A 12,540-nucleotide genomic window follows, 5' to 3' on the forward strand; every position below is an offset into this window, starting at 1 on the left:
CTAGCCCGGATCAGCCCTTGTCGAGCGCGATATCCGGCGCGTCTTCGGCCTTCATGCCGATGACATTGTAGCCAGCGTCGACATGATGGACTTCGCCGGTCACGCCCGATGCCAGATCCGACAGGAGGTAGAGGGCCGCGCCGCCGACATCCTCGATCGTCACATTGCGGCGAAGCGGGCTGTTCAACTCGTTCCACTTCATGATGTAGCGGAAGTCGCCGATGCCGCTGGCTGCCAGCGTCTTGATGGGGCCTGCCGAGATGGCGTTGACGCGGATATTTTCCGGTCCCAAGTCCATCGCCAGATATTTGACGCTGGTTTCCAGGGCCGCCTTGGCCACGCCCATGACGTTGTAATGGGGGATGACCTTTTCGGCGCCATAGTAGGACAGCGTCAGCATGCTGCCCCCCTCCGCCATCAGCGCGCGCGCGCGTTTGGCGACGGCGACGAAGCTGTAGGCCGAAATGTTCATCGTCATCAGGAAGTTTTCGAGGCTGGTATCGACATATTTGCCGCGCAGCTCATTCTTGTCGGAAAAGCCGATCGCGTGGACCACGAAATCAAGCTTGCCCCAGCGCGCCTTCACTTCGTCGAAGGCCGCGTCGAGCTTATCCATGTCGGACACATCGCAATCGAGCAGGAAGTCCGATCCCAGTTCCTCGGCAAGCGGGCGCACGCGCTTGGCCAGCGCATCGCCCTGATAGGAGAAGGCGAGTTCCGCCCCCTGTGCGCGCAATGCCTTGGAAATGCCCCATGCAAGCGACTTGTCATTCGCCAGGCCCATGATGAGACCTCGTTTTCCCGCCATCAAGCCCGTCATTCTACCGTCCCGTTCCCTTTACGATCCTCCATGCCACGCTCCACTTCCTCTTCGGGAAATTCGGCAAGCGCCGCATTGAGTTCCGCGCCAATTACCACGCCAAGCCCGACGAGGAAGAAAAAAATGAGTGTGATCATTACGCCAGCCAGACTGCCATAGGTGCGGTCATAGCCGCCAAGCAGCGAAAGGGTGGGCGGCAGCAGCATGGTGACGCCATACCACCAAAGCGCCGTAGCGACCGCGCCGGGCCATTTGGGAAAGCGTTTGTCCTTGTAGGCGCTGGGTGTGAGCGAGAAATAGAGATAATAAAGGGCGACGCAGAGGATCAGCATCGGCAGGGCGCGCGTCAGGGTGACGATCTGCATCGCCTGGTCCGCGAAGGGCAGCAGCTGGTGCAGGAACTGGTCGATGCCGGTTATGACGACCTGAAGGGAAAAGGCGAACATCACGGCAAACACGCTGACCAACGTGATGCCGATGGCGGTCAGGCGATAGTGCCAGAAAGGGCGCGTGCTTTTGGTGCCATAGGCCCGGCGGAGAATGTCGCGGATAGTTTCGATGAGGCTGCCCACCGTCCACAGACCGACAAGGCCGCCCAGCCATAGGAGAGGGCCGGTGCGGGCGGTGAGCACATCGATGATGGGCTGTTTCACCACGCTGGCGACGCCGGGCGGCACGGTTTCGAGGAAAGCGCCCACCGCCGCCAGACCATCCTGCGACCGGCCGAAGATGCTGGCTACCGCCGCCGCGACGATGAAGAAGGGGAAGAGCGTCATCAGCGAAAGATAGGCGAGGTTTCCCGCGTGGATGAAGCCATCGCTATAGGTGCCGACAGCCACCCGCTTCATGATTTCGAAGGCGTGGCTGCCGGGTCGGACCTTGGCTATGCCGCGGTTGAGATGGGCACGAGCGTCGTCCGCGATCCGTTTGCGGCGGGATTCGGGTGAGTAGGGTGAAGGCTGCGGCATGCCCTCCTAACGTCCTAGACGCCCAGATGGGCGCGAACGGCACGGCCATCCTGCCAGCTTTCGACCAGCGACAGGATCGCCGGGTCGTCGCCGGGGATGTCGATCAGCAGGCGGACGAGCTGATCGCCCCGCTCCCCAGCCTTGTGCGTGAAGCCCTTGCCGCGCAGGCGCAGCGTCTTGCCCGATGTGGTCCCGGCGGGGACGCCGAGCATCACCGGACCATCGACGGTGGGCACCTTGACCTTGCCGCCCTTCACCGCTTCGTCGAGGGTGATGGGGAGGTCGAGCAGCACATTGTCGCCGTCGCGGGTGAAGAAGGGGTGCGGTTTCACCTCGATAGTGACGATAGCATCCCCTGCCCCGGCTGGCCCCGCCTGCCCCTTCCCCGACAGCCGCATCTGCGTGCCGGTTTCGACGCCAGCAGGCAGCTTGAGGTCGATGCTCTTGCCGTCCTGCAGGGTGATCCGCTGCGGCGCGAGGGTGGCCGCGTCGACGAACGCGACGGCCAAGCGGTAGGACACATTGGCGCCCTTCTGGGGTGGCGCTCCACGACCGAAGCCGCCGAAACCCCCGCCACCGCGCCGGGCGCCGCCGCCGCTGAACAATCCTTCGAAGATATCCCCGAAGTCGGCACCTTCGTTGAATTCAAAGCCGCCGCCGCCACCCGGACGTCCACGAAAACCGCCGCCGCCGCCAGCGCCGCCAAATCCGAAGGGAGCGGTGGGATTGCCGTCGCCGTCAATCTCTCCCCGGTCGAAACGCGCGCGCTTATCCTTATCCGACAGCAGCTCATAGGCGCTGGAAACCGACGAGAAACGCTCGGCCGCCTTGGGATTATCCTGATTCCGGTCAGGGTGAAGCTCCTTGGCGAGCTTGCGGTAGGCCGACTTGATCTCTGCCTCGCTCGCGCCGCGCGCGACGCCCAGTATGGAGTAGGGATCCGCCATTGCCGAGTGTCTATCCTTGTTCGTGAAAGCTGATTTGCACCTTATGTGGCGAAATAGTCACGATCGTTCAAGCGGCGTGGCCATCGACATGAACGGAAACCAGCCGTAGATCAGCAGCATGACCGATCCCTTCATCCTGTTCGACCAATGGTATGGCGAAGCGCGCGACGCCGAGATCAACGACAGCAACGCAATGGCGCTGGCAACCGCCGACGCGCGCGGGCGGCCGTCGGTGCGAATGGTGCTGCTGAAAGGGCATGGGCCGGAAGGCTTTATCTTTTATACCAACTTCGAAGGGCGCAAGGCCGAGGATTTGCTCGCCAATCCGCATGCGGCGCTGCTGTTTCACTGGAAATCTCTGCGGCGGCAAATCCGGATCGAAGGGCCGGTCGAGACGGTGGATGAGGCCACGGCAGACGCATATTTCGCTACGCGCAGCCGCGACAGCCAGCTGGGTGCATGGGCTTCCGACCAGTCGCGACCCCTGCCGTCTCGGGAGGTTTTCATGGCCCGCTATGACGATGCGGTCGCCCGGTTCGAGGGCGGGCCGGTGCCTCGCCCGCCACACTGGTCGGGATTTCGCGTGGTGCCGCAGCGGATCGAATTCTGGCAGGACCGTGAGCATCGGCTGCACGAACGGCGGTTGTTCGAGCGGGATGGCGATGGTTGGCGCGAAGGGCTGCTGTATCCTTGAGGCGCGGGGGCCGCGTAGCGGTGGTGGAGGGAGCGTGGCCAGCGTTGCGCATTTCCCCTCCACCAGCCTTTGGCTGTTCCCCTCCCCACGCCTCCGGCGCAGGGAGGATAAGGCTGTCGTCGTTCGTTCAACAGGATAGGCGTTCCGGTCGGCGCCTGTTAGATGTGAGGCCAGCACGGCTAAGAGGGGTTGCATGCGGAATCGACTGACGGCCTTCATTCTTGCTGGCATGATCCTGGGCGTTCTCACCGGCTTTGCGGCCAATTTGTGGGTCGGAGCCGACAAGACCCTTGCCAAGGATGTGGCAGGATATTTCCACCTGCTGGCCGACATTTTCCTGCACCTCATCAAGATGATCATCGCGCCGCTGGTGTTTTCGACGCTGGTCGCGGGGATCGCGCATATGGGCGACAGCGCGGCGTTGGGGCGGATCGGCGGGCGGGCGTTGGCTTGGTTCATCATCGCCAGCCTGATTTCGCTGACGCTGGGCCTCTTCTTCGTCAATTTCTTCGCGCCGGGTGAAGGGCTGAACCTGGTCCGGTCAGGCGCGCAATCCGGGGTGAATACCGAGGCGCTCAATTTCAGGGATTTCGTCCTGCACGTCTTCCCCACCTCCATGGTGGGCGCGATGGCGGAAAATTCGATCCTCCAGATCGTCGTCTTTTCGCTGTTCGTGGGCGTCGCGCTGACCGCCATTGGCGAGAAGGGCAAGCCGATCGTCACCGTCATCGAGGCGATGGTCGAATTGATGTTGCAAGTGACGGGCTATGTGATGCGCGTTGCCCCCCTTGCCGTGTTCGGGGCGCTGGCGTCGGCGATCACGACCGAGGGGCTGGGCGTGCTCAAGACCTTTGGCGAGTTGGTCGGCGAATTCTATCTGTCGCTCCTCGCGCTTTGGCTGCTGCTCTGTGGCGCGGGTGCGATCTTCCTGGGGCGGCGCATGGTCAAGCTGATCAAATATGTGCGCGAGCCGCTGCTGATCGCCTTTTCCACGGCATCGTCGGAGGCGGCTTATCCCAAGATGCTGGAGCAGCTCGATCGGTTCGGCGTGCCCCGGCGCATCTACAGCTTCGTGCTGCCGCTTGGCTATTCGTTCAATCTCGACGGGTCGATGATGTATTCGACCTTCGCCACGATCTTCATCGCGCAGGCCTATGGCATCGACCTGCCGATCGCGACGCAGATCACCATATTGCTGGTCCTGATGGTGACGAGCAAAGGCATCGCCGCCGTCCCGCGCGCCTCGCTCGTCGTCGTTGCGGCGACACTGGGGCAGTTCGACCTGCCGGTGGAAGGCATCGCCTTCATCCTGGCCGTCGATCATTTCATGGACATGGGCCGCACCGCGACCAACGTGCTGGGCAACGCCATCGCCACGTCGGTCATCACCAAATGGGAAGGCATGCTGGAGGTCGAGGAACCCGACTATGTGCCGCATCCCAAGGCCCCGGCCCATACGCCCGCGCATGGCCGCGCTGGGCTGGAGCTGGCGTCGGACATGGTGGACGAAGAACCGCGAAGCTGACCGCTACCACAATATGCCCCTAACCGGCTGATCCGGTGCAGGCGCATCGTCACCGATGGATTGGAGCAGGTCGATCTCGATCGTGCGGCACATGGCGGAGAGTGGCACGTCATGTACGCTGCCCGCGAAAGGATCGACCAGATCATCGCCAATCCGCAGCACGGCGAGGAACATGAGGCCCGCCACCGTCGACCCCAGCGGCGTCGCAAGGCCGAGGGTTTCCACCAGCCCGATCGGCAGCAATACGCAGAAGAGATGCGTGAACAGCGTCGGCAGGAACCGATATTGGATAGGCAACGGCGTGTTCTTGAGCCGCTCCATGCCCCCTTGCGCATTGGAGATATCGACCAGCGTCTTTTCCATCTGCGTTTGCTGGATAGTGTCGATCCATCCTTCCCGGCGGGCGATGTCGATCCGGCGCCCGGCGCTGTCCAGCAGGCCATTGGCTGGATTGGTGCGCGCCAGCGCATGCTCCTTGTCCCGTTCCTCGATAAAGCCGGTGACCCGATCATCGAAGGGTTGGCGGCGCAACTGGCATCGCAAGGCGTTCACATAGGCGACCTGCCGTTTGATGATCTCTCGCTTCAGGTCCCGCGCTTCGGGATCGGGCAGGAAGTTGCGCGTGGCGCGCGCCAGGCTGCGCGAGGCGTTGATCATCGCGCCCCAAAGAATGCGCCCTTCCCACCAGCGTTGATAGGATGAGTTGCTGCGAAAGCCGAGGAAGAGCGCCAGCGCCGAGCCGAACAGGGTAAGCGGCAGCGGTGGCGCGCGAAAGGGCAGGATGAAATAGGTGATCGTGACCGCGCAGTCCCAGATGAACAACAGGGCGAGCGGCTTCCAAACTTCACTCGCAATCTGGCGCAGGCTGGGCGCGGCATTGACGATCATGCATTTCTCCGGATTTCAGCACAGGAGGGCATAAACAAAGCGGCCCTCCTTTGGATGCGGGCGGGGGACAATTTACCGGCTGCGCGTTACGCCCTTTTTGCAACGGGGGGAGGTCAGCGCGCTGCCTTCGCCGCTTCCGCCCACCAGATGAGGCTGCTCGCGAAACCCGCAAAACCGCGTTCGAGCGCCGCGCCGCCGTCACCCTGGGGCTGTCCCTGTTCATCAAGCGTCTGGGCGATCTGGCCGACGCTCAAACGTTCCGGGATGACGGCCATGCCCATGGCGGACAGCGTCACCGTCCAGGCGGCGTGGCTGTTGACCCCGGCATAGCGGCCCGCCGAATAGCTGGCGATGGCGGCGGGGCGACGGTCGAATTCCTTGAGATAATGATCCACCAGGTTCTTGAGGCCCGGCTGAACGCCGCGATTATATTCGCCGGTCACGAAGACGAAGGCATCGGCAGCGGTGAGGCGGTCGGCAAGCGCGGCCATGGCTGCGGGGGCCTGGCCGGGCGGGTAGTCACTGTAGCGCTGGTCGAGCATGGGAAGGCCGACCTGCATCGCGTCTATGAGTTCGGGCATGTGGCCGAGTTGCTGGAAGCCGTTGATGAGATAGTCGGCGAGGCGGATGCCCATGCGGTTACGCCGGTAGGAGCCGTAGAGGACGAGGAGGTTGAGGGACATGGCGGCGCTCCCTTGCTGTAAAGGGAGGTTTGTCGCATCGGCATGAGCGCGCGTCCAGCATATCGGCTCACCCCTTCATTCGTCATGCCAGCGGAAGCTGGCATCTCAGGAGAGAGGGCACGGCGTGAGGCCCGAGATGCCAGCTTTCGCTGGCATGACGGGATTCGATGGCCTTTACCGCAACTTCGCTATCGAAAGCCCGTCCTGCTTGGCGCGGGCTTTTACCGACTCCTCGCTGCGGGTCAGGGCCTTGGCGATCGCTTTCAGTGCCATGCCCTTTTTCGCCAGAGAATGGAGCTTTTGCAGCTCATCCGCCGTCCAGGGCTGTTTGTGACGCTCGAAGCGATCGCCTGCCATCGGATCAATCCGCGAAGGGATCGCGCACGAGGATGGTGTCCTCGCGCTCGGGACTGGTGGAGACGAGCGTGACCGGGCAGCCGATCAGCTCCTCGATCCGGCGGATATATTTGATCGCCTGCGCGGGCAGGTCGGCCCAGCTGCGGGCGCCCGCCGTCGTGTCCTGCCAGCCTTCGATGTCTTCGTAGATGGGCTGCGCCTTCGCCTGATCCTGCGCATGGGCGGGGAGATAGTCGTAGGTCTGGTCGCCGATCTTGTAGCCGACGCAGATTTTCAGCGTGTCGAAGCCATCCAGCACGTCGAGCTTGGTGAGCGCGATGCCGGTGACGCCCGAGACGGCGACCGACTGGCGTACCAGCACGGCGTCGAACCAGCCGCAGCGACGCTTACGGCCGGTGACGGTGCCGAACTCATGGCCGCGCTCGCCAAGGCGCTGGCCGGTTTCGTCCTCCAGTTCCGTCGGGAAGGGACCGGAGCCAACGCGAGTGGTGTAGGCTTTGACGATGCCGAGCACGAAGCCCGCGCCATTGGGGCCAAGGCCAGTGCCGCTCGCCGCCGTGCCCGCGACCGTGTTGGACGAGGTGACGAAGGGATAGGTGCCGTGGTCGATGTCGAGCAAGGTCCCCTGCGCGCCTTCGAACAGGATGCGCTGGCCTGCCGCCTTCGCCTTGTTGAGCGTCAGCCAGACGGGCTTCACGAAGGGGAGGATGAACTGCGCGATGTCGCGGAGGTCCGCCATCAGCGCGTCGCGGTCGATCGGCGCTTCGTTGAAACCGGCGCGCAGGGCGTCGTGATGGGCGGTCAGGCGGTCGAGTTGCGGGCCGAGATCGTCCAGATGGGCGAGGTCGCAGACGCGGATGGCGCGGCGGCCGACCTTGTCTTCATAGGCAGGGCCAATGCCGCGACGAGTGGTGCCGATCTTGCCCGCGCCCGATGCGTCTTCGCGCAAGCCATCGAGGTCGCGGTGGAAGGGCAGGATCAGCGGGCAGGTTTCGGCGATCTGGAGATTTTCGGGGGTGATCTCGACGCCCTGCCCCTTCAGCTTCGCGACTTCATCGCGGAAGTGCCAGGGGTCGAGGACCACGCCGTTGCCGATGACGCTGAGCGTGCCGCGCACGATGCCCGAGGGGAGCAACGAGAGCTTGTAGACCTTTTCGCCCACAACCAGCGTGTGGCCCGCATTATGGCCGCCCTGAAAGCGGGCGACGACATCGGCGCGCTCCGACAGCCAGTCGACGATCTTGCCCTTGCCTTCGTCACCCCATTGGGCGCCGATCACGGTCACGTTAGCCACAGATACAGTCCTCCGCCCGCCGCGGGGACCGGCCATGCCCTTCGACGGGACTCGGCATGCCGGTGGGATCGAGTGGGCGAGATCGCCCTATGCGGGGGCGCGTTAGCGGCGCTGCCCCATGTCCGTCAAGTCAGTAAGGGCGCGGTTCGTCGCCATCCAGCCAATGAGTGCAGCGCAGAGCTTCGCCATTTTCCTGGCCTGTGAGGGCTGCGACGGTCTGCCAGCCGTCAGCGCGAAGTTGCGCGGCGCGACTTTCGTCATGGTGCAGGGGCAGGAACAGGCGCTGAGGCGTTTCCGCGCCGAAACCCGCGTCGATGAGTGGATCGGGGTAGAGCGAGAAGCCGATCGCCGGTTCTTCCGACCCGTCCGCGCGGGTGATGGCGTAGCTGCCGCCCCGGCCGATCTCGCCGATGAAGCCTTCCGCAAAGATCGAGAAGCCGAACCAGTTCTGATATTCAAAGCCGTGGCGTTCGGTCGGGTCGAGCGTCAGCGTGATGTCCCAGCCGATCGGCTTGGCGATGGCGCGCAGGCCCGCGATGCGGCTGTCGATCACGCCGCCGAGCTGGGCGCTCAGCGCTTCGAGCTTTTCCATCGCGGGGTGGAAGGGGCCGGTCGCTTCCATCAGTGGGAGATAGGCGGCAGCCGCAGGGCTGATCGCAGCGAGCGCGCCTGCATCCTTGGCGTCGAGTTCGGCGCGGACGGCTTCGATTTCTTCGCCTGCGAGCGGGAGGGGTCCGGCGGCTAGGCTGTCGATCAGGTCCGGCAGGGTGAAGTCGATCGTGATTCCGGTGACGCCCGCGGCTTGCAGCGCCTCGATCGCTACGTTGACGATCTCGACGGCGGCGGCGACGCTATCGCTGCCGATGAGTTCGGCGCCGACTTGCAGGCGTTCGCGTTCGGGGCGGAGTTGGTTGGCCTTCAGCCGGATGACCGGGCCGCCATAGGACAGGCGCAGCGGACGGGGCGCGCTGGCGAGGCGGGTGGCGGCGATACGGCCGACCTGGGCGGTCATGTCGGGGCGGAGCGCCAAGCTGCGCTGCGACACCGGATCGACGGCACGGACAAGGTCCTGCGCGCGCATGGATTTGAGGCGACTGACCAGCGTTTCCTCAAACTCGGCGAGCGGCGGCATGACGCGCTCATAGCCATGGGACGCCACGGTATCGAGCACGCGGCGCGCGAGGCGCGCGGAGGCTTCGGCCTGCGGCGGCAGGCGGTCGGAGAGTCCTTCGGGAAGGAGGCCGGGTGGGATGGTCATGCGCTGGCCTTTAGCAAGATCGGCCAGATTATCCAGCCTCCGTTCGGTTCTCGACAAGCTCGAACCGAACGGAGTTTGTTCAGGATCAGGCGAACTTCAACAGCTTCACCGTCTTCACGCCTGCGAGCTTGCAGATGTCGTTCAGCACGGCTTCGCTGACCGCGCCATCAACCGACAGCAGCAGCACGGCTTCACCACCCTGGCTGCGGCGGCCGAGGTGGAAGGTGCCGATGTTGACGCCTGCTTCGCCGAGCGTTGAGCCGAGACGGCCGATGAAGCCGGGTGCGTCCTGGTTGACGATGTAGAGCATGTGGCCTTCAAGGTCGGCTTCGACCTTGATGCCGAACAGCTCGACAAGGCGCGGGCTGCCGTGGCCGAACAGGGTGCCAGCCACCGACTTGTCACCTGCTTCGGTCTTTACCGTGACGCGGACGAGGGTCTGATAGTCGCCTTCGCGATCGTGACGCACTTCGCGGACATCGAGGCCGCGTTCCTTCGCGAGGAAGGGTGCGTTGACCATGTTCACCGTGTCGGAATAGACGCGCATCAGGCCAGCGAGGACCGCCGCCGTGATCGGCTTCTGATTGAGTTCGGCGGCATGGCCCTCGACCTCGACCGAGACGCCCTGAATGCGGTCGCCTTCGAGTTGGCCAACGAGGCTGCCCAGTTCTTCCGCCAGCGCCATATAGGGCTTGAGCTTGGGCGCTTCTTCAGCGGACAGGCTCGGCACGTTCAGCGCGTTGGTGATGCCGCCGTCGAGCAGATAGTCGCTGAGCTGTTCGGCGACCTGAAGCGCGACATTGACCTGCGCTTCGTCGGTGGATGCGCCAAGATGCGGGGTGCAAATGAAGTTGGGGGTGCCGAACAGCGGCGATTCCTTGGCCGGTTCCTGCACGAACACGTCGAGCGCGGCGCCAGCGACATGGCCCGAATCCATCGCTTCCTTGAGCGCGGCTTCATCGACCAGACCGCCACGGGCGCAGTTGATGATGCGCACGCCCTTCTTGGTCTTGGCGAGGTTTTCCTTGCTCAGGATGTTGCGGGTCTGGTCGGTCAGCGGCGTGTGCAGCGTGATGAAGTCCGCCTTCGCCAGCAGCGTGTCGAGGTCGGCCTTTTCCACGCCCATTTCAACGGCGCGCTCGGGGGTGAGGAAGGGGTCGAAGGCGACCACCTTCATCTTGAGGCCAAGCGCGCGGCTGGCGACGATCGAGCCGATATTGCCCGCGCCGATCAGACCCAGCGTCTTGCCGGTGACTTCAACGCCCATGAAGCCGTTCTTGGGCCACAGGCCCTGCTGCGTCTGGGCGTTGGCTTCGGGCAACTGGCGGGCGAGCGCGAACATCAGCGCAATGGCATGTTCGGCGGTGGTGATCGAGTTGCCGAACGGGGTGTTCATCACGATCACGCCCTTGGCCGAAGCCGCGGGGATATCGACGTTATCGACGCCGATGCCTGCGCGGCCGATGACCTTGAGGTTAGGCGCGGCGTCCAGGATTTCCTTGGTCACCTTGGTCGAGCTGCGGATGGCGAGGCCGTCATATTGGCCGATGATCGCCTTGAGTTCTTCCGGGGTCTTGCCGGTGATTACATCGACTTCCAAGCCACGTTCGCGGAAGATCGCGGCGGCGCGGGGGTCCATCTTGTCGGAAATGAGTACCTTGGGCATGACGAATTGCCTTTCTTGCAATTCGTCATCCTGACGAAAGCTGAAACGAGTCACTTGCCTCGTTTCAGGATCTCAGGCGACTAGGTCGAACCTAGAGGCCTGAGATCCCAGCTTTCGCCGGGATGACGGGGATATGGGGAGAGGTTTGTTAAGCAGCCTTGGCCGTTGCGTAGGCCCAGTCGAGCCACGGGCCGAGCGCTTCAATATCGGCGGTCTCTACCGTCGCGCCGCACCAGATGCGCAGGCCCGCCGGGGCGTCGCGGTAACCCGCGACGTCATAGGCCGCGCCTTCCTTTTCCAGTAGGCCAGCCATGCTCTTAATGAGAGCTTCGTCCGCGCCTTCGACCGTCAGGCAGACGCTGGTGGTCGAGCGGGTCGCCGGATCGGCGGCGAGATGGCCGAGCCAGCTACGCTCCTCGACGATCTTGTTCAGCGCCGCCGCATTGGCGTTGCTGCGCGCGATGAGGCCGTTGAGGCCGCCGAGCGACTTGCCCCATTCCAGCGCGAAGATCGCGTCTTCGACCGCCAGCATGGAGGGGGTGTTGATCGTCTCGCCCTTGAAGATGCCTTCTGCGAGTTTGCCCTTCGCCATCAGGCGGAAGACCTTCGGCAGCGGCCAGGCGGGGGTGTGGTTTTCGAGGCGCTCCACCGCGCGGGGGCCGAGGATCAGCACGCCATGACCGCCTTCGCCGCCGAGAACTTTCTGCCAGGAGAAGGTGGCGACGTCGATCTTGGTCCAGTCGATCTCGTACGCGAAGACTGCGCTGGTGGCGTCGGCGAAGGTCAGGCCTTCGCGATCCGCCGGGATCCAGTCGGCGTTCGGCACGCGCACGCCCGAGGTCGTGCCGTTCCAAGTAAAGAGAACGTCGTTCGAGAAATCGACGGTGCCAAGGTCAGGCAGCTGGCCATAGTCGGCGCGGACTATCGTGGGATCGAGCTTCAGCTGCTTGGCGGCGTCGGTCACCCAGCCTTCACCGAAGCTTTCCCACGCCAGCGTCGTGACGGGGCGGGCGCCAAGCATCGTCCACATCGCCATTTCGAAGGCGCCGGTGTCGGAGCCCGGCACGATGCCGATGCGATGAGTTTCGGGCAGGTTCAGCAGTTCACGCATCAGGTCGATGCAGTAGGCAAGACGGGTCTTGCCGATCTTGGCGCGGTGCGAGCGGCCGAGGGATTCAGCGCTCAGCTTGTCGGCGCTCCAGCCCGGAGGCTTGGCGCAGGGACCGGAAGAGAAATAGGGGCGAGCCGGTTTATTCGTCGGCTTGGCCGCGGGCGCAATAGTGGCGTCGGCGGCGGTAACATCAGTCATGTACGCTTCTCCTTGCAGAGAGCTCGCGCGGCGTTGGGACCGCGTGGCCCGCTGGCCGCCCTAAAGATCGCAGGGGAAGAGTCAAGCTGAATGTCTGGATGCGACGAACCGTTGCGCTCGTTAACCCTCAA

The 12,540-nt window shown here is 64.0% G+C and carries 12 protein-coding genes; 2 read left to right on the plus strand and 10 right to left on the minus strand.

The window, feature by feature from the left end:
* Positions 1-10: 10 nt before the first annotated feature.
* From fabI to ACWNC0_RS20755, 3 genes are read right to left on the minus strand one after another with little or no spacing between them, the layout of a single operon-like run.
* Positions 11-820: an enoyl-ACP reductase FabI gene (gene fabI, locus ACWNC0_RS20745; protein ID WP_449474347.1), complete on the minus strand. Its 810-nt coding sequence runs from the start codon at positions 818-820 to the stop codon at positions 11-13.
* Entirely contained in the window at positions 817-1,788 is a 972-nt protein-coding gene (locus ACWNC0_RS20750; protein WP_449474348.1) for a YihY/virulence factor BrkB family protein, read from the minus strand. The genes fabI and ACWNC0_RS20750 overlap by 4 nt, the downstream gene beginning before the upstream one ends.
* 14 nt (positions 1,789-1,802) lie before the next feature.
* Positions 1,803-2,735, minus strand: coding sequence for a DnaJ C-terminal domain-containing protein (locus ACWNC0_RS20755; protein WP_449474349.1), 933 nt, complete (start codon positions 2,733-2,735; stop codon positions 1,803-1,805).
* Between the two features lie 118 nt (positions 2,736-2,853).
* Here ACWNC0_RS20755 and pdxH point away from each other — a divergent pair, with 118 nt between their 5' ends.
* Both pdxH and ACWNC0_RS20765 read left to right on the plus strand, forming a co-directional pair.
* Complete coding sequence (pdxH, locus tag ACWNC0_RS20760) at positions 2,854-3,429, plus strand: pyridoxamine 5'-phosphate oxidase (RefSeq protein WP_449474350.1); 576 nt, start codon at positions 2,854-2,856, stop codon at positions 3,427-3,429.
* A 193-nt stretch (positions 3,430-3,622) separates the two neighbouring features.
* Positions 3,623-4,954, plus strand: coding sequence for a dicarboxylate/amino acid:cation symporter (locus ACWNC0_RS20765; RefSeq protein WP_449474351.1), 1,332 nt, complete (start codon positions 3,623-3,625; stop codon positions 4,952-4,954).
* Between the two features lie 3 nt (positions 4,955-4,957).
* Here the strand turns inward: ACWNC0_RS20765 and ACWNC0_RS20770 are convergent, their stop codons facing one another.
* From ACWNC0_RS20770 to ACWNC0_RS20800, 7 genes are all read right to left on the minus strand, one after another.
* Positions 4,958-5,842 (minus strand): bestrophin family protein, encoded by an 885-nt coding sequence (locus ACWNC0_RS20770; protein WP_449474352.1) that lies wholly within the window; start codon positions 5,840-5,842, stop codon positions 4,958-4,960.
* A 113-nt stretch (positions 5,843-5,955) separates the two neighbouring features.
* Positions 5,956-6,525: an NADPH-dependent FMN reductase gene (locus ACWNC0_RS20775; RefSeq protein WP_449474353.1), complete on the minus strand. Its 570-nt coding sequence runs from the start codon at positions 6,523-6,525 to the stop codon at positions 5,956-5,958.
* A gap of 174 nt (positions 6,526-6,699) precedes the next feature.
* Entirely contained in the window at positions 6,700-6,882 is a 183-nt protein-coding gene (locus ACWNC0_RS20780) for a hypothetical protein (protein ID WP_062113188.1), read from the minus strand.
* Positions 6,883-6,886: 4 nt separating this feature from the next.
* A complete protein-coding gene (locus ACWNC0_RS20785) occupies positions 6,887-8,176 on the minus strand; it encodes an adenylosuccinate synthase (protein ID WP_449474354.1) in 1,290 nt (429 codons plus the stop codon).
* A gap of 130 nt (positions 8,177-8,306) precedes the next feature.
* Complete coding sequence (locus ACWNC0_RS20790; RefSeq protein ID WP_449474355.1) at positions 8,307-9,434, minus strand: ATP phosphoribosyltransferase regulatory subunit; 1,128 nt, start codon at positions 9,432-9,434, stop codon at positions 8,307-8,309.
* Between the two features lie 85 nt (positions 9,435-9,519).
* Positions 9,520-11,100 carry a phosphoglycerate dehydrogenase gene (serA, locus tag ACWNC0_RS20795; protein ID WP_449474356.1) on the minus strand — a complete coding sequence of 527 codons (1,581 nt, stop codon included), beginning with the start codon at positions 11,098-11,100 and terminating at the stop codon, positions 9,520-9,522.
* A 148-nt stretch (positions 11,101-11,248) separates the two neighbouring features.
* Complete coding sequence (locus ACWNC0_RS20800; protein ID WP_449474357.1) at positions 11,249-12,409, minus strand: phosphoserine transaminase; 1,161 nt, start codon at positions 12,407-12,409, stop codon at positions 11,249-11,251.
* Positions 12,410-12,540 lie beyond the last annotated feature (131 nt).

The organism is Sphingobium chungangianum (assembly GCF_977014255.1).